This is a genomic window from Anaerosalibacter massiliensis, assembly GCF_024623155.1.
In the GTDB taxonomy this organism is placed as follows: Bacteria; Bacillota; Clostridia; order Tissierellales; family Sporanaerobacteraceae; genus Anaerosalibacter; species Anaerosalibacter massiliensis.
Genome location: NZ_JANJZL010000002.1, coordinates 73,637 through 92,274, shown reverse-complemented (window position 1 = coordinate 92,274; position 18,638 = coordinate 73,637). Strand labels below are relative to the sequence as shown.

The 18,638-nt window shown below is 30.1% G+C and carries 18 protein-coding genes and 2 riboswitches; all 18 genes read left to right on the top strand.

Annotated elements, in window-relative coordinates:
* The first annotated feature begins 31 nt into the window (after nt 1-31).
* The 18 genes from NSA23_RS03320 to grdB all read left to right on the top strand — a co-directional run bounded on the left by NSA23_RS03320 (nt 32) and on the right by grdB (nt 18,589).
* Complete coding sequence (locus NSA23_RS03320) at nt 32-1,222, top strand: glycine C-acetyltransferase (protein WP_257490126.1); 1,191 nt, start codon at nt 32-34, stop codon at nt 1,220-1,222.
* Nucleotides 1,223-1,288: 66 nt separating this feature from the next.
* On the top strand, nt 1,289-1,570 hold the full coding sequence (locus NSA23_RS03315; RefSeq protein WP_042680274.1) for a DUF503 domain-containing protein: 282 nt from the start codon (nt 1,289-1,291) through the stop codon (nt 1,568-1,570).
* 9 nt (nt 1,571-1,579) lie between these two features.
* Nucleotides 1,580-2,227, top strand: a complete 648-nt coding sequence (gene nth / locus NSA23_RS03310) for an endonuclease III (RefSeq protein ID WP_257490125.1) — start codon at nt 1,580-1,582, stop codon at nt 2,225-2,227.
* Nucleotides 2,228-2,265: 38 nt separating this feature from the next.
* On the top strand, nt 2,266-4,251 hold the full coding sequence (locus NSA23_RS03305) for a cell division protein FtsA (protein WP_257490124.1): 1,986 nt from the start codon (nt 2,266-2,268) through the stop codon (nt 4,249-4,251).
* A 41-nt stretch (nt 4,252-4,292) separates the two neighbouring features.
* Nucleotides 4,293-5,405 (top strand): VanW family protein, encoded by a 1,113-nt coding sequence (locus tag NSA23_RS03300; protein WP_050069745.1) that lies wholly within the window; start codon nt 4,293-4,295, stop codon nt 5,403-5,405.
* Between the two features lie 67 nt (nt 5,406-5,472).
* Nucleotides 5,473-6,729 (top strand): esterase/lipase family protein, encoded by a 1,257-nt coding sequence (locus tag NSA23_RS03295; RefSeq protein WP_257490123.1) that lies wholly within the window; start codon nt 5,473-5,475, stop codon nt 6,727-6,729.
* Between the two features lie 30 nt (nt 6,730-6,759).
* Nucleotides 6,760-7,710: an ABC transporter substrate-binding protein gene (locus tag NSA23_RS03290; RefSeq protein WP_257490122.1), complete on the top strand. Its 951-nt coding sequence runs from the start codon at nt 6,760-6,762 to the stop codon at nt 7,708-7,710.
* 14 nt (nt 7,711-7,724) lie between these two features.
* Nucleotides 7,725-8,774: a FecCD family ABC transporter permease gene (locus NSA23_RS03285; protein ID WP_042680270.1), complete on the top strand. Its 1,050-nt coding sequence runs from the start codon at nt 7,725-7,727 to the stop codon at nt 8,772-8,774.
* Between the two features lie 14 nt (nt 8,775-8,788).
* Nucleotides 8,789-10,045, top strand: coding sequence for an ABC transporter ATP-binding protein (locus tag NSA23_RS03280; RefSeq protein ID WP_042680268.1), 1,257 nt, complete (start codon nt 8,789-8,791; stop codon nt 10,043-10,045).
* Nucleotides 10,046-10,141: 96 nt separating this feature from the next.
* Nucleotides 10,142-10,963: a Cof-type HAD-IIB family hydrolase gene (locus tag NSA23_RS03275; protein WP_042680266.1), complete on the top strand. Its 822-nt coding sequence runs from the start codon at nt 10,142-10,144 to the stop codon at nt 10,961-10,963.
* Nucleotides 10,964-11,040: 77 nt separating this feature from the next.
* Nucleotides 11,041-11,508: a tRNA (uridine(34)/cytosine(34)/5-carboxymethylaminomethyluridine(34)-2'-O)-methyltransferase TrmL gene (gene trmL / locus NSA23_RS03270; protein WP_042680264.1), complete on the top strand. Its 468-nt coding sequence runs from the start codon at nt 11,041-11,043 to the stop codon at nt 11,506-11,508.
* 109 nt (nt 11,509-11,617) lie between these two features.
* A complete protein-coding gene (locus NSA23_RS03265; RefSeq protein WP_042680262.1) occupies nt 11,618-13,225 on the top strand; it encodes a Na/Pi cotransporter family protein in 1,608 nt (535 codons plus the stop codon).
* Between the two features lie 124 nt (nt 13,226-13,349).
* A riboswitch (glycine riboswitch) is annotated at nt 13,350-13,452 on the top strand.
* A 3-nt stretch (nt 13,453-13,455) separates the two neighbouring features.
* A riboswitch (glycine riboswitch) is annotated at nt 13,456-13,529 on the top strand.
* Nucleotides 13,530-13,651: 122 nt separating this feature from the next.
* Nucleotides 13,652-14,026 carry a GrdX family protein gene (locus NSA23_RS03260; protein WP_042680260.1) on the top strand — a complete coding sequence of 125 codons (375 nt, stop codon included), beginning with the start codon at nt 13,652-13,654 and terminating at the stop codon, nt 14,024-14,026.
* Nucleotides 14,027-14,114: 88 nt separating this feature from the next.
* Entirely contained in the window at nt 14,115-15,050 is a 936-nt protein-coding gene (trxB, locus tag NSA23_RS03255) for a thioredoxin-disulfide reductase (protein ID WP_222704751.1), read from the top strand.
* 23 nt (nt 15,051-15,073) lie between these two features.
* The gene (gene trxA, locus NSA23_RS03250) at nt 15,074-15,391 is read left to right on the top strand and encodes a thioredoxin TrxA (RefSeq protein ID WP_042680256.1); all 318 of its coding nucleotides are present in this window, start codon (nt 15,074-15,076) and stop codon (nt 15,389-15,391) included.
* Between the two features lie 66 nt (nt 15,392-15,457).
* Complete coding sequence (locus tag NSA23_RS03245; protein WP_042680254.1) at nt 15,458-16,744, top strand: glycine/sarcosine/betaine reductase component B subunit; 1,287 nt, start codon at nt 15,458-15,460, stop codon at nt 16,742-16,744.
* Nucleotides 16,745-16,768: 24 nt separating this feature from the next.
* Complete coding sequence (gene grdA / locus NSA23_RS03240) at nt 16,769-17,245, top strand: glycine/sarcosine/betaine reductase complex selenoprotein A (RefSeq protein WP_081915188.1); 477 nt, start codon at nt 16,769-16,771, stop codon at nt 17,243-17,245.
* 33 nt (nt 17,246-17,278) lie between these two features.
* Nucleotides 17,279-18,589 carry a glycine reductase complex selenoprotein B gene (gene grdB / locus NSA23_RS03235; protein ID WP_081915187.1) on the top strand — a complete coding sequence of 437 codons (1,311 nt, stop codon included), beginning with the start codon at nt 17,279-17,281 and terminating at the stop codon, nt 18,587-18,589.
* Nucleotides 18,590-18,638 lie beyond the last annotated feature (49 nt).

The following is an 18,638-nucleotide window of genomic DNA, read 5'->3' as shown; positions in this document are numbered from 1 at the left end:
TTTTCTCTAAAACTATTAAGGAGGGGAAAAAATGTCAAATGTTCATGAGCTAAACTTTTTAAAGGAAAAAATTCAAGGGTTAAAAGATGATGGAGTTTACAGAAAACTTCCAGTATTGGGAGGAGCAAATGATTCAGAAGTTATTTTAGATGGAAAAAAAGTTATAAATCTATCTTCAAATAACTATTTAGGATTTGCCAATCATCCAAGACTTAAGAAGGCTGCTATAGAAGCAGTTGAGAAATATGGTGCAGGAGCAGGTGCAGTTAGAACTATAGTAGGTAATATGGATATTCATGAAGAACTTGAAGGTTTATTAGCAGAATTTAAACGTGAAGAAGCAGCATTTATCTACCAATCAGGATTTAATTGCAATGCAGGAACAATTCAAGCTATAACTGAAAAAGGAGATTTAATTATTTCCGATGAATTAAACCATGCATCCATTATAGATGGCTCTAGACTTAGCAAAGCTGACAAAACTATATACAAACATTCAGATATTGATCATTTAGAAAAAGTACTTAAAGAAAATAGAGATAAATATAATAATATATTAATTATAACTGATGGAGTATTTAGTATGGATGGAGATATTGCTAAACTTCCTGAAATAGTAGAATTAGCTGAGAAGTATGAAGCTATGACTTATGTAGATGATGCCCATGGTTCAGGAGTATTAGGGGAAAGTGGTAGAGGTACTGTAGACCATTTCAATTTACATGGAAGAGTAGATTTTTCAATAGGTACATTGTCAAAAGCTATAGGAGTAGTGGGAGGATATGTAGCTGGTAGTGAGACTATGTATGAATGGTTAAATCATAGAGCTAGACCAGTATTATTTAGTACATCTCTTCCACCAGCAGCTGTAGGAGCAATAATGGAAGCTATAAGAATGCTTATGGAATCAACAGAATATACAGATAGACTTTGGGACAATGCTAAATACTTTAAGTCTAAACTTGGTAAATTAGGATTTGACACAGGCCATAGTGAAACACCTATAACCCCAGTAATAATAGGTGATGAAGCAAAGACTATGGAATTCAGTAGAAAGCTACTTGAAAATGGAGTATTTGTATCAGGGATAGTATTTCCAACAGTTCCAAGAGGAACAGGAAGAGTAAGATGTATGGTAACAGCAGCTCATACAAAGGAACAACTTGATAAAGCTGTAGAAATATTTGAAAAAGTAGGTAAGGAAATGAATATATTAGGGTAAATAAAAGGGGGACGTCCCCCTTTTTATTTATATCTAATTATTTCAAAATATACTGAGGTGATTATCATGATAATTGGTTCTTGTACATTAAAGCTAATTATATATGAATCAAATTCTTTAAAAGATAAAAGACAAATACTAAAAAGCATCATAGCAAAAATACAATCTAGATTTAATGTATCCATTGCTGAAATAGATTTAAATGATAGTTGGCAAACTTCTTTAATAGGTTTTGCCTGTGTAACTAATAATACATCTCATGCTAATCAAATTGTATCAAATGTGTTAAAATTTATAGATAGGGATAGTAGAGTAGAAATTATTGACTATAATATAGAAATACTGTAGGTGATAAATATGAAAGGAAAGTTGAACAAAAAAGAAGTGGATAAGGTTTTGGATATATTAGAAGAACTTTATCCTGATGCTGAAGTTGAATTAAATCATTCAAATACTTTTGAGCTACTTATAGCTACTATACTTTCAGCACAGTGTACAGATAAAAGAGTAAATAAAATAACAAAAGAACTCTTTAAGGAATATAATACTCCTAAGGCTTTTTTGACCCTTACCCAAGAGGAATTAGGGGAGAAAATTAGAAGTTGTGGTTTTTATAGAAATAAAAGTAAAAATATTTTAGGAGCTTGCCAAATGATTATTGAGGAGTTTGATGGTAAGGTTCCAGATACTAGAGAAGAGCTTATGAAACTTCCAGGAGTAGGTAGGAAAACTGCAAATGTAGTTTTAAGCAATGCTTTTTCAGTAGATGCAATTGCAGTGGATACCCATGTATTTAGGGTATCTAATAGAATAGGTTTAGCAAATAGCAAGGATGTGTTAGATACAGAGAAGGATTTAATGGAAAATATTAAAAAGGAAAGATGGTCAAAGGCCCATCATCTTTTAATATTCCATGGAAGAAGAATTTGCAAAGCTAGAAAGCCTATGTGTGAAAAATGTCCTCTAAAGAAGTACTGCAATTATTATAAAGAAAATTTTAATTAAATAGTTAAAGAATATATAAATGAGGAAGGTTGTTATATATGGTTGTTCCTGATACAAATATAAAAAATTCTAATGATTTAATATTTTCATTGGACATAGGGACTAAAACTATTGTAGGAATAGTAGGAGTTCATGAGAATGGAAAATTTAAGATTATAGAAAGCTGTATAAAAGAACATAACAGAAGAAATATGTATGATGGTCAAATTCATGATATAGAAGGAGTTACAAGAATTATTAAAGAAATTAAAAAAGAATTAGAAGAAAAATTAGAAATACCTTTAAAGAATGTGTCTATAGCTGCGGCAGGTAGAGCTTTAAAAACTTATAGATTTAAAACAAATAAAGATATTGACAGTACTATTGAAATCGATAATAATATGATTAAAGCTTTGGAAATGGAAGGGATACAAAACTCTCAGAAATTAATGGATGAGGAAATAGGAAAAAAAGATCTTAGATATTATTGTATTGGTTATAGTGTAGTAAATTATTTTCTAGATGATAATTTTATAGAAAAATTAGAAGGGCACAAGGGTAAAAAAATAGGAGTGGATCTTCTAGCAACATTTCTACCCCAAATAGTTATAGATAGTTTATATGTAGCAGTTAATAGAGCAGGTCTTGAAGTCTCAAATATGACTTTAGAGCCTATAGCAGCCATAAATGTAGCTATAAAAGAAAATCTAAGACTTTTAAACCTAGCATTAGTAGATATAGGGGCTGGTACTTCAGATATAGCTATAACTAAAGATGGTTCTATAATAGCTTATGCTATGACTTCCATAGCAGGTGATGAGATAACAGAAGCTATTGCTAAATCTTATCTTCTAGATTTTGATTCAAGTGAAAAATTGAAGGTAAGATTAAATAAAGAAGAAGAACATAAATTTTTTGATGTAGTTGGTATAGAACATCAATATAGTACAGAAGAAATTATAAAAAAAATTGAAGGGGTAATAGATAAATTAGCAGCTGAGATATCAAAGAAGATAATAGAATACAATGGTGTTGCTCCTAGTGCTGTCTTTTTAATAGGTGGTAGTAGCCAGATACCTAAATTAAATGAATACATTGCTAAATATTTAAAACTTCCTGAAGAAAGAGTAGTATTAAGAGATTTAAGCTTTATAGAAAGTATTGAGGGAATTTCAAAACTTCATAATGGACCAGACATGATTACCCCTATAGGTATAGCTATGGAAGGAGCAAATAATAAGTATAAAAATTTTATACAAATATACTTAAATGGAGAGGAAATTAGGGTTTTTAATACAGATAGTGTAAAAGTTGCAGATGTTCTTATTCTTGTAGGGTACAATCCTAGAAAACTAATCCCTGAAAGGGGAAAAGATTTTATATACTATTTAAATAATGAGAAGAAAATTGAAAAGGGTGAAATAGGAAAACCTGCTGAAATAATTGTAAATGGAGCTAAGGGAAACTTAAAAACTGTTTTACAAAATAAAGATTTTGTAGAAGTTAAAGACTCTACTAGGGGAGAGATTAGAGATATTTATCTCTACAATATTATTCCAATATATGAGAAAGTTATTTTGAATGGTGAAGAGGTAAGAGTTTTAAAAGAAGCAAAAGTTAATGGTGAAATTATAGAAGAAAATATTCAAATTCACGAAGGAGATAGAATAGAATACTATAAAAATGAAACAGTATATAATTTATTAGAAGATTTAAATATAGATGAATACAATATATTTAAAAATGGAGAACAAGTGGGTATATATGAAAATATAAAAGACAAAGATGAAATAGATATAAAATTAAAATCAAATAAGAATTTTTTAGAAACTGAGGAGAATGAAATAGATCTAATAGTAAATGGAGAATCAAAAAAATTCACATATACTGAAGAAGAGTTTTTATTTGTAAATATATTTAATTATATTGATTTTGACTTGTCTAAACCTAAGGGGAAACTAGTACTGAAAGTAAATAACAGGGATGCTCAATATATGAAGGTTTTAGAGAATGGAGATAATGTAGAAATTTATTGGAGTAAGTGAGTTTTCACTAATTTACATATTTTGGAAATATGGAGGGAATTATGGAGAGGACAAGGAAAGAAGATAAAAAAAATATACAGATAATATTGTATTTATCTATAGCTATAGTGTTATTTTCAATTGGATTTTATGGATTTTATTTAGTATTAAGTAAGGAAACTATGTATGAAGGAATAAAAGTAGAGAAAATTAATTTAAGTAATATGACTAAAGAGGAAGCTCTAAAGCATATTAAGAAAAATAAAGAAGAAAGTTTAACAGGAAAGAAAATGGTACTAAAGTTTAAGGATAAATCTTATAATATAGAGCTTAAAGATTTAGGGTTTTATTATGATTATGAAAAAGCGATAAATAAGGCATATTCCATAGGAAGAAAAGGGAATATTTTTGCTAGACTTAAGACTATTTCTAATACTAAGAAACATGGAGAAAATATAGAATTGAAAAGTGGATATGATGTAAAAGCTGTAGAAAAATTAGTTAATAAAATATCTGAGGATATTAATTTAGAAAGTAAAAATGCAGTATTCCATTTTAATCAAGGAAATATGTCTGTAACAGAAGAAAGAATTGGGAGAAAGGTAAACAAAGAACTTTTGAAAGAGAAAATAGAAGGAAATATATATAAATTAGAAGATATAGATATTCCAGTGGATAATGTAAATCCTAAAATAACAAAAGCTCAATTAAATAGAATTAATGGAATAATAGGTGAGTTTTCAACTTCCTTTAAAAATAGCAGTAAAGATAGAAAAGAGAATATCCGCATTTCTGCAAAAGCTTTAGATGGAAGGATAGTAATGCCTGGTGAAGTTTTTTCCTTTAATGAATCAACAGGACCAAGAAGTAAACAAAAGGGATATAAAGAAGCAAATATTATTGTAAAGGGGGAATTTGTACCAGGATTAGGAGGAGGAGTATGTCAAGTATCTACTACTCTTTATAATGCACTTTTATTATCGAATTTAAATGTTACAGAAAGACATCCTCATTCACTACCAGTAAAATATGTACCAGAAAATAAAGATGCAGCAGTATCTTATGGTTCATTGGATTTAAAGTTTAAAAATGATTTTGATTATCCTGTATATATTCATACTAAAGCAAATGAAGATCATGTATATATTTATATATATGGGAATAAGAAAAAGTAAGTAACTAGTAACTTTTCTTATTTTAAATGCATATCCTGGTTATAAAAGCAATGAGGAAGTGATAAATATGAACCCTATTGTTTTTGTGCCAGGACTTTTTGGTTCTTTAGGAGATGATATAATAAAGGGGACTGGGGATTTTTCTTTTGGTCTTTCAACACATGTTTATAGGCCATTTTTAAATATTTTAAACTCTTTAGGGTATATTGAAGGTGAAAACCTATTTGTATCCTTCTATGATTGGAGGAAATCCTGTGATTATTCTTCAGAGAAGTATTTAATACCTACTATAAAAAAAGCTAAAGAAATATCAGGAAAAGGAAAGGTTGATTTAATATGTCATAGTATGGGAGGACTAGTTAGTAGAGCATATATTCAAGGAAAAGATTATAATAAAGATGTAGATAAACTTATACTTATAGGAACTCCTAATGCAGGAGCAATAAATGCTTATTATTTTTGGAGTGGGGGAAAAATTCCTTATCCTAAAGTAGAAGAAAATTTGTTTTATAAAGCATTAAAAATAGGATTTACCTGGTATTTTAGGATGTTTCAACAATTAGGATACTTAGATGTTTTAAGGAAGACATTTCCATCAGCTAAGGATTTATTGCCAAGCTTTAAATATGGAGATTATATTAAAGTTTTAGAGAAAAATGGGGAAAAGGAATTTTTGCCTATTTATAACATGAGTATTCAAAATGATTTTTTAAATGGATTAGATGAGGAAAACTTGGAAGATGTTGAGATATATTTAATAGCAGGTAATAATATAAAAACTAATAAATATTTACTGGTAAAAGACAGAACTAGCTTAGGAAGAAAATGGAAGGATGGAAAACCTGAAGGAGTATATACAACTAATTTAGGAGATGGTACTGTAACATTAAATAGTTCTAGAACTTTACAAGGAGAACTTATCCAATTAGATGGGAATCATAGTAGTATAATGTATAAATCTAAAGAGCATATTGCAAATATTTTAGGTAAAAGTACTGTGGAAACAGTAGAGGAAAAAGAGGTTGATTCAATATATGGGTTAATAATCACCAATTGTAAAAAGCTAGAGATAAAAACTTTTGATAATAACATAATTACTTCAGACACAGTAAAAATAGTAGATGATAAAGTATCTTTATCTAAATTAGGTAGTAATAATTACTGGAGTTTTATTGAAAAGCCTATTAAAAAGGGAATGGAAATTGCTATAGAGCCTATTAAAAATATGAATAGTAAAGTATTTATCTATAGTTTAAGAGATAATGAAGAGATGGAAATTATAACTAATAAGATTTTAATTAGAAAAGAAAGTATATATATTTAACTACAATTTAAAAAAAATGGAGGAGTACATATGAAAAATATTAGAAATAAAAAAATAATAATACTATTAACTTTAATATTAACATTAACAACTGTTGTAGGCTGTGAAAATTCTAATAAGATAGAAGATAATAAAGAATCCAAAACTAAAATTGAAAACTCGGCTTATCCCTTAGAAATAGAAGATCAGTTTAATAATAAGGTTAAAATAGAAAAGGAACCTAAAAGAATAGTTTCTCTAGCACCAAGCCATACAGAGATATTATATAGTCTAGGGTTAGGGGACAAGATTGTAGGAGTAACAAGTTTTTGTGATTATCCGGAGGAAGCTAAGGAAAAGGACAAAATAGGAGATTTTGAGGGAGTAAATATTGAAAAGATTATTGAATTAGAACCAGATTTAGTAGTTCAATATGGAAAAGGTAATGAAGAAGTAAATAATAAAATAAAGGAAGCGGGAATCCCAATAGTATCTTATGAACCAGAATCTATAGATGAAGTAATAGATACAATAAATGAAATTGGGAAAATTACAGGTAAAGAAGATGAAGCCAAAAAAGTAACAGAAGATATGAAATCTAAGAAAGAAGAAGTTCTAAATAAAGTAAAGAATGTTGAAAAAGTAAAGGTGTTTTATGAAATATGGCATGATCCATTGAGTGCAGCTGGTCCTGGTTCTTTTATGGACGAACTAATTAATTTATCAGGTGGAGAAAATATTGCTAAGGATGCAAAAGGTGGATATTCTGAATTTAATGAAGAAGAACTAATTGAAAGGAATCCAGATGTATATTTAGCAGCTGAAGATCCAGAAAAAACAGTAGAATCAATAAAGTCTAGAGCTGGATATGATGCTATGAATGCTGTGAAAAATAATAGAGTGTATCTACTAGAGCCAAATATAGTTTCAAGACCTGGACCAAGAATTGTAGAAGCATTAGAATTGGTAGCTAAAACATTACATCCAGATTTATTTAAGTAGACAGAGGAATTATTATGAAGGCTAATAAGATGAAAAATAGATATGCAACTATAATATTAATATTATCTATAATGTTAATATTATTTGTCGTATTGTTTTCAACCATTGGAACAGCTAATATAAAAGTATCTGATACATTTAAAATAATAGGTTCTAAGCTTCCTTATATTTCTAGCAAAATAGATATGAATGAAATATCAGATTCTCATAAAATTATAATATTGAAGATTAGATTGCCAAGAGTGTTGCTTGGTGTATTAGTAGGAGCAAGTTTAGCTAGTGCAGGAACAGCATTTCAAGGTATGTTTAAAAATCCTATGGCTGATCCCTATGTAATAGGTATTTCTTCTGGGGCAGCCCTAGGGGCTTCCATTGCCATAATTTCACAAATAGATATGAAATTTCTTGGAATATCTTCTATATCTATATTTGCTTTTATAGGTTCACTTATTACAGTATTTACAGTTTATTCTATATCTAAAATAAAAGGCAAGGTTCCTACAACTACTTTGCTACTGTCAGGGATAGCCCTGGGACAGTTTTTTACAGCAATAATGTCTTTTTTAATGGTAGTTTATACTAAAGATATGGAAAAGATAATTTTTTGGACATTAGGTAGCTTTTCAGGAAAAGGATGGGAACCTTTACTCCACATATTTGTACCTACTATAGTATCTATCATAGTATTAAATTTTTTTGCTAGAGATTTAAATATAATACTTATAGGTGAAGAATCAGCCCAAAGCTTAGGAGTAGATGTAGAAAAGGTTAAATTATATATACTAATATTATCTTCTTTTATGACATCGATGGTTGTATCAGTAAGCGGGATAATAGGATTTGTAGGTCTTATAATTCCTCATATAGTCAGGCTTATAGTAGGGCCAGATCATAGGATACTTCTTCCAGCATCTGCATTAGTGGGAGGTATTTTTATGACTTTTACTGATACGTTGGCAAGAACTATTATATCTCCTGTAGAAATACCTGTGGGAATTATAACTGCATTATTTGGAGGTCCCTTTTTTATATATTTATTGCGAAAGAAAAAGAGAGAAATTTGATTGGAGTGAAGATTATGGACTATGCATTAGAAGTTGAAAAATTAAATTTTGCTTATGAAGAGGAATTAACCTTAAAAGATATTTCTTTTAATATAAAAAAGGGAGAGTTTATAAGTATTATTGGGCCTAATGGTTCTGGGAAATCTACATTATTAAAAAATATAAGTAATATATATAGTCCACAGAGTGGTAGTATAAAGATATATAATAATGATATAAAAAAGTATGGGACAAGGGAGTTAGCAAAGAATATTGCTCTTGTTCCTCAGGATACTATTATATCTTATAATTTTTCTGTATTAGATATAGTTTTAATGGGGCGTTTTTCCCATTTAAATAGGTTTGAAAAAGAAAGAGAAGAGGATTTTAAAATTGTATATGAAGCTCTTAAAAAAACTAATACCTTCCATTTGAAAGACAGAAATATAGATGAGATAAGTGGAGGAGAAAGACAAAGGGTTATTATAGCTAGAGCTTTAGCACAAGAACCTAAGATTATATTTTTAGATGAGCCTACTAGTCATTTAGATATAAATCATCAGATGGAGCTACTTAATTTATTAAAAATATTAAACAAAGAGAGAAAGACTACAATAATACTAGTTATACATGATATTAATTTGGCTTGTAGATATAGTGATAAAATAATACTTATGAATAATGGAGAAATTGTAAGCATAGGTACTCCTAAAGAAGTAGTAACTAGAAAGAATATTGAAAAAACCTATGGATTAAATATTATAGTTGAAGAAAATCCTTATACAGATAGTATTTACATTGTTCCTCTATCTTTAAATAATTATATAGATCAAAATAAAAAAAAATCTAGAATTCATGTAATAGCAGGTGGAGGTACAGGAGGAGAAATATTAAGTAAATTAGAAGAAAAAGGCTACAATATTTCTATAGGGGTAATTAATATAGGAGATAGTGATTGGCAATTAGGAAGAAAATTGTCTTTAAATATAATAGATGAAAAACCATTTTCAGAAATAAGTGATAAAGCCTTTAAAGAGAATATGAAGGCAATAGAAAAATCCCATGTAGTCATACTTAGTAGTATTCCTTATGGTAGAGGAAATTTAAAAAATTTAGAGGCAGCTTACAATGCAATTAAAATGGGCAAAACAGTTTATTTAGTGGATTCTTATTCTGAATATGATAAATTTGACTATATAGAAGGAAAGGGTATTGAAATATTAGAGAAAATGAAAAGATCAGGACTTAGAATTATTAATTCTATAGATGAGTTTTTAGAAGAAGGCCAATAAGCCCTTTCTTTTATAAATTACTTTTTATTCTATTAATATTTACATATATTTATGATATACTTTTAGAGGGTTTATAAAAGTATAGGAGGTTTTTAAATGAAGTATAAATTAATTGCGATAGACATGGATGGTACTTTATTAAATAGTGAAAATCAAATACCAAAAAAGAACAAAGAGTTAATAAAAAAGGCTACAGATAGGGGGATTAAAGTAGTATTATCTACAGGAAGAATTTTTCCTTCCGCATTACATTATGCTAGGTTTTTAGAAATAGAAACTCCTATAATAAGTTGTAATGGAGCCTATGTTGCAGAACACGATAGTTCAAATATAATATATGAAAATCCTATTTCTATAGAATCATCTAAAGAAATAATATCTTTAGCTGAAAAAAGAGGTATTTATTATCATTTTTATGATGACACTACATTTTATGCAAGAGAAGTTTCAAAAACAGTTGAAAATTATTATAAATTGAATGAGGTTATGAATGAAAGAGAAAAAATAAATATTAAGATAATAAATAATCCTATTGAAATATTAGAAAAGGAAAAACCTTTAATATATAAGTTTGTATTTGTAAAAGATAATGAAAAAGAGCTTTTGGATTTTAGAAAAGAAGTTTCCAATATAAAAGGAGTAGAAGTAGCTAGTTCATGGTGGAACAATATAGAGATTATGAATAAAGGTGTATCTAAAGGGAAGGCTTTAGAAGAGTTATGTAAAATGTTAAATATCGATACAAAAGAAACAGTAGCCATTGGAGATAACGAAAATGATATACCTATGTTAAAAACTGCTGGACTTTCTATAGCAATGGGAAATGGAGAAGAAATTGTTAAAAAAATTGCAAATAAGATAACAGAAACTAATGATGAAAGTGGAGTAGGAAATGCTATAGAAAAATATATAATATAAAATATATTTAGCTATAAGCCATATAATGTTGTATACTTTTTTTAGATGTACAAAAACTAAGAAAAGAGGAGATTAAAATGCCATTAAATATTGTATTAGTAGAGCCAGAGATACCACAAAATACTGGCAATATAGCTAGAACTTGTGCTCTAACAGAAACTAAATTACATTTAGTAAGGCCTTTAGGTTTTTCTGTAGATGATAAACATTTAAAAAGAGCAGGTCTGGACTACTGGAATCTTGTAGATATATCTTATTATGATAGCTTTGAAGAATTAATAAAAAAATATGGAAATAATAATTTTTTTTATGCAACAACTAAAGGAAATAAAAGATATACGGAAGTTGAATATTCAGATGGAAGTTTTTTAGTTTTTGGAAAGGAAACAAAAGGTTTGCCAATGGATTTGCTATCACCAAATAGGGATAAAACTATTAGAATCCCCATGAGAGAGAATATTCCAAGATCTTTAAATCTTGCTAATTCTGTAAATATAATTTTATTTGAAGCTTTAAGACAAATTGATTTTCTAAATTTAGAATAAGGAATTTAATAAAATTAACATAAATTTAACAAAACTCTTTCAAAATTAATGTAACATATAGAGAGTTTCTTAAAATACTTCATCTGAAAAGAGTTAGGGGGATTATTAAATGGAAATTGCTTTTGGCGTCTTTGGTGGACTAGGCCTATTTTTATATGGAATGAACTTGATGGGTATGGGCCTTCAAAAAGCTGCAGGTGAAAAATTAAAAAAACTTATTGAAGTTTTAACTAGCAACAGACTTATGGGAGTTTTAATTGGGGCATTAGTTACAATGATTATACAAAGTAGTAGTGCAACTACTGTAATGGTAATTGGATTTGTAAATGCAGGTCTTATGACTCTCACTCAAGCGGTTGGTGTAATAATGGGGGCTAATATAGGTACTACTGTAACAGCTCAACTTATAGCTTTTAATTTAACTGACTTTGCTCCAATAGTATTGGCTGTAGGTGTAGGTATATGGTTATTTACTTCAAAAAAGAGTGCTAAAGATTTTGCAGAAATATTAATAGGTTTTGGACTTCTCTTTATGGGAATGGATATGATGGGAAATAGTTTAGCACCTTTAGGTAAAAGTCCCGTATTTAGAAATATAATGGTAAGTCTAAATGATCCTTTCTTAGGTGTTTTAGTAGGGCTGGGACTTACTACTATCATTCAAAGTAGTAGTGCTTCTATAGGTCTTTTACAAGCCTTAGCAAGGGAAGGACTGATAAGTCTTAATATTGCATTTCCTATTTTATTTGGTGACAATATAGGGACTACTACTACAGCACTTTTATCAAGTATAGGGACTAATAAAACAGCAAAGAGAGCTGCAATAATACATTTTTTATTTAACCTTATAGGAACGATTATTTTTATGTTTATATTAAGAGTGCCTGTACAAAAAATAGTTGTTATTTTAACACCAAATAATGTGCAGAAACAAATTGCAAATGCTCATACTATATTTAACCTTTTAAATGTAATTATTCAATTTCCCTTTGCAGGCCTATTAGTTAAGATTGCTAACAAATTAGTGCCTGGAGATATAGAGGAAGAATCTGTAGGATTGAAATTTCTGGATTCAAGAATAATTGAAACACCTTCTATAGCAGTGGGGCAAGTTTCAAAAGAAGTATATAGGATGAGTAGAGTTGTAGAAAAGAATTTAGAAACTGCAGCAAAAGCTTTTTTTGGTAAAGACCGAAAATTAGTTCAAGAAGTTTTTGAACAGGAAAAAGTTATAAATAGACTTGAAAGAGATATTACAGGATATTTAGTCGAACTTTCAAATGCACCTTTGACCAAGGAACAACATAACGCAGTTAATACTCTTTTCAATACTATAAATGATATTGAAAGGGTGGGAGATCACGCAGATAACTTAGCAGAGTTGGCCCAATATAGAATGGATAATAGATTGTTGTTTACTGATGAAGCAATAGATGAATTGAAAATAATGTTTGATAAAACTGAAAATGTTTATACATCAGCAATAAAAGCTTTTAAGGAAACTGATTTTGAAAAGGCTAGGGAAGTTCTTAAACAAGAAGAAGAAGTGGATTTTATGGAAAAACAATATAGGGCTAATCATATAGATAGATTAAATAAATTAACTTGCCAACCTAGTTCAGGAGTAATATTTTTAGATATATTGAGTAATTTAGAAAGAATTTCTGACCATTCATCAAATATTGCACAGTATATATTAGATGATGAAAATATTTAAATATTAAATTTTTGTATTGTCTCTCTTTTTATATTGTATTTAATGTATTTTTATATTATAATAAGAATGAAGATAGTATTGGAAATTTTAGCATATACATATTAAGGATATTTTCATTAGCTGTATGAAGAATACGGGAGAGACCAAAAATTGGCACCGAAGGAGTAAATTGTGGATGCTTGCCCTTCCACAATGAAACTCTCAGGTAAAAGAACCGTATTTGGACGGCTCTCTGGAGAGCGAAAGCACCGAAGGAGCAATCCTCTTTAGTTTAGAGGGGAAACTCTCAGGTTATAAAACAGAGTAGATAGGCACTAGGTGTCTTTTCTATTCTGTTTTTTTATCTTTATCTAGGATAGGAAAAAAATTAACAATCTTTTAGAAAAAAATGCAAGGACTAATAAAGAGTGTTAAGGAGAGAAGCTTATGACTAAAGCTATTGCAATAACTAACAATCCATTAGTTAAAGATAAATTAGAAAAAGAAATTTTTTTGAAATATTATGATATTTCATATTTAGAATTATTGGAAAAAGTAAGAGATAAAATTCATTTAGGATATAAATTGTTGACCCATCCGTTGTCAGGCAGTGTTAAGCCTAACGAAACCCCTTATAAAACTATTATTATATCAAAAACTGATCATCTTCATATGGAATCCCTTTTAACTATAGAAAATAGTATAGCTACTACGAAAAAAATGTTAAAAAATCAGGAATTACCTCATTGGAATAAGGAAGTACTTAGAGACTTTCAAGTAATAGATTTATCTTTGATTGAAGGGGTAATATATAAATTATAGTATAAATAAAAACAGTTTTGGTAAATTTAATACCAAATGAAAAAGTATATCTATATTTATAAATAAGGAGGAGATAAAGTTGACAGAAATTTATGACGTTATAATAATAGGTGCAGGTCCTGGAGGACTTTCAGCTGGTCTATATTCTGCAAGATCAAGACTTAAAACATTAATAATCGAAAAGGAAAAGGCTGGAGGTCAGATAGTAACAACAAATGAAGTTGAAAACTACCCTGGTTCTATTGAAAATGCTAGTGGACCTACTTTAACAGAAAGAATGGTTCAACAAGCTGATGAATTTGGCGTAGAAAGAGTTATTGATAATATTGTTGAGGTAAACTTAAAGGATAAGGTTAAGGTAGTTAAAGGTGAAAAAAATGAATATAAAGCTAAATCAGTGATAATAGCTACAGGTGCAGTACCTAGAGCAATAGGTGTTCCAGGAGAAGAAGAGTTTACAGGAAAGGGAGTCTCCTATTGCGCTACATGCGATGGAGCATTTTTTACAGATTTAGAAGTTTATGTAGTTGGTGGTGGAGATGCTGCGGTAGAAGAGGCTATATATTTAACTAAATTTGCAAGAAAAGTAACTATAATCCATAGAAGAGATGAATTAAGAGCAGTTAAATCTATTCAAGAAAAAGCCTTTAAAAATGAAAAAATTGATTTTATGTGGGATTCTGTAGTTAAAGAAATAAAAGGCGAAGGCGTAGTAGGTTCTATGATAGTAGAGAACACAAAAACGGGAGAACAAAAAGAAGTATTAGCAAATGAAGATGATGGTATGTTTGGTATCTTTGTATTTATTGGGTATTTGCCAGCAACTGATATATTTAAAGGTCAAGTTGATATGGAAGGTGGCTATATACCCACAGATGATGAGATGAGGACAAATTTGGATGGAGTATTTGCAGCTGGAGATTGTAGGGTTAAAACAGTAAGGCAAGTAGTTACAGCTACTGGAGATGGAGCTATTGCTGCTATTCAAGCAGAAAAATATATTAGCGAAGTTTTTGATGATTAAAAAAAATTTTAGGAGGGATAATTATGTTAGAGGTTGATAAGAAAACTTTTGAGGAAGAAGTATTGAAAGCTGATGGTTATGTTTTAGTAGACTATTGGAGCCAGGGGTGTGAGCCATGTAAAGCTCTTATGCCACATATTGAAGAGTTGGAAAAACAATATGGTGACAAAATGAAGTTTTGCAAACTTGACACAATGAAGGCAAGAAGACTTGCTATATCACAAAAGGTATTAGGGTTGCCTGTTATTGCTATATATAAAGATGGAGAAAAAATTGATGAAAGAGTTACAGATGATGCAACAGAGAAAAATGTAGAAGAAATGATTAAAAAGTATGTTTAGATTTTAATTCTAGGCATTGCCTAGAATTAAAATAGATATTTTTAAAATTAAAGGGAGGTGACTGTATTGCGTCTAGAGTTAGGCTATCTATTTGTTGAAGATGTTCAATTTAGTGAGGAAACAAAACTAGAGAATAAAACATTGTATGTTAACAAGGAAGAATTAATCAAGTTAATTAAGGAAGATGAACATTTTGAAAAAGTAGATCTAGAACTAGCAAGACCAGGTGAAAGTATTAGAATAACACCTGTAAAAGATGTCATTGAACCGAGAGTGAAAGTAGAAGGTCCAGGGGGAATATTTCCAGGAATGATTTCCAAGGTAGACACTGTTGGAAGTGGTAAAACTAATGTATTAAAAGGTTGTGCAGTAGTTACCGCAGGAAAAATAGTAGGATTTCAAGAAGGAATCATCGACATGACTGGGCCAGGAGCTGAATACACTCCATTTTCAAAACTAAACAATATAGTTTTAATTTGTGAGCCTAAAGAAGGAGTAAAGCAACATGAGCATGAAAAGGCATTGAGAATGGCTGGATTCAAGGCAGCAACTTATATAGGAGAGGTAGCAAAGGCATTGACTCCTGATGAAGTTGAAGTTTTTGAAACAGATCCTATTCTTGAAGGTATTAATAAATATCCAGATTTGCCAAAAGTAGCTTATGTTCAAATGCTTCAAAGTCAAGGATTACTCCATGACACTTATGTTTATGGTGTAGATGCAAAAGAATCTTTACCCACTATTATCTATCCAACAGAAATAATGGATGGTGCTATTGTAAGTGGAAATTGTGTTTCTGCATGTGACAAAAACACAACATATCATCATTTAAATAATCCAGTAGTAAAAGATTTATTTAAAAGGCATGGTAAAGAGTTAAATTTTGTTGGCGTGATAATCACTAATGAAAACGTTTATTTAGCTGACAAAGAAAGGTCTTCAAATTGGACAGCAAAATTAGCTGAGTTTTTAGGACTAGATGGAGTATTGATTTCTCAAGAAGGATTTGGAAACCCAGATACTGATCTTATTATGAATTGCAAGAAAATAGAACAAAAAGGTATAAAAACAGTTATTATTACAGATGAATATGCAGGAAGAGATGGAGCAAGTCAATCACTTGCAGATGCTGATCCACTAGCAAATGCTGTAGTAACAGGTGGAAATGCAAATGAAATAATAGCTCTTCCTCCAATGGATAAGGTTATTGGACATATAGATTATGTAGAAACAATAGCAGGAGGATTTGATGGAACTCTTAATGAAGATGGAAGTCTAGTTGTGGAATTGCAAGCTATAACTGGAGCAACAAATGAATTAGGTTTCAATAAATTAACTGCTAAAGGATATTAAAAAAATAAGAAAGGATGTGGGATAATGTCACTATTTGATGATAAGAAGATAATAATTATTGGTGACAGAGATGGTATACCAGGACCAGCTATTGAAGAATGCATAAAAACCACTGGTGGAGAAGTAGTATTTTCCTCAACTGAATGCTTTGTCTGAACTGCTGCAGGAGCAATGGATTTGGAAAATCAAAATAGGGTTAAAGAAGCTGCTGAAAAATACGGTGCAGAAAATGTAGTTGTATTAATAGGTGGCGCTGAAGCAGAAGCAGCTGGATTAGCAGCTGAAACTGTAACAGCAGGAGACCCAACTTTTGCAGGTCCATTGGCAGGAGTCCAGTTAGGACTTAGAGTATATCATGTTGTAGAACCAGAATTCAAAAATGAAGTTGATCCAGATGTTTATGATGAACAAATAGGTATGATGGAAATGGTTTTAGATGTAGATGAAATAATTGAAGAAGTTAAAGATATAAGAGATGAATATTGTAAATTTAATGATTAATACCCACTTAAATATAAGAGAGGGGGGAAGTAAATGGGAAAAATTAAAGTTGTTCACTATATAAATCAGTTTTTTGCAGGAATAGGTGGAGAAGAAAAAGCTGATTATAGGCCAGAAATTCGTGAGGGTTTTGTTGGTCCGGGAATGGCTATAAATGGAGGATTTAAAGGTGAAGCTGAAATAGTTGCAACAGTTATATGTGGTGATAGTTATTTTAATGAAAATGTTGAAGAAGCTACAAATGAAATAATAGAAATGGTTAAAAAATATGACCCAGATATTTTCATAGCAGGTCCAGCATTTAATGCAGGAAGATACGGAGTTGCCTGTGGGACTATAACAGATGCAGTTCATAAGGAACTAGGGATACCGGTTTTAACAGGTATGTATATAGAAAATCCTGGTGCTGATATGTTTAAGAAAAGTGTTTATATAGTTTCCACTAAGAATAGTGCAGCAGGAATGAGAAAAGCAGTGAAAAATATGGTGCCACTAGCTTTAAAACTTGCTAGAGGAGAAGAAATAGGAACTCCAGAAGAAGAAGGATATATTTCAAGAGGTATAAGAAAGAATTATTTTGCAGAAAAAAGAGGTTCTGAAAGAGCAGTGGATATGCTTCTTAAAAAATTAAAGGATGAAGGATTTGTAACAGAATTCCCTATGCCTGATTTTGATAGAGTAGAGCCAGTAGCTGCGATTAAAGATGTATCACAAGCAAAAATTGCATTAGTTACATCTGGTGGAATTGTGCCTAAAGGAAATCCAGATCATATAGAATCCTCTAGTGCTTCAAAATATGGAAAGTATGATATTGAAGGAGAATATGATTTAACTGAGGAAACCTATGAAACAGCTCATGGTGGATATGATCCAGTATATGCAAATGAAGATTCAGATAGAGTATTGCCAGTAGATGTTTTAAGAGATCTAGAGAAGGAAGGCGAGATAGGAAGTCTCCATAGATATTTTTATACAACAGTAGGAAATGGAACTGCTGTTGCTAGTGCAAAGGCTTTTGCAGCAGAGATTGCAAAAGAGTTGTTATCTGATGGAGTTGATGCAGTTATATTAACTTCCACTTGAGGCACCTGTACACGTTGCGGTGCAACTATGGTTAAAGAAATTGAAAGGGCAGGAATCCCTGTAGTACACATGTGTACTGTAACTCCTATATCTATGACTGTAGGAGCTAATAGAATAGTGCCAACTATAGCAATTCCTCATCCACTAGGAAATCCAGATTTAGATCCTGAAGAAGAGAAAGCTTTGAGAAGAAAATTAGTTGAAAGAGCACTTAGGGCTTTAAGTACTGAAGTAGAAGAACAAACAATTTTTGAAGAATAATAAACAATATATAAAATCTTATAAATAAGAGGGTTCTCCCTCTTATTTA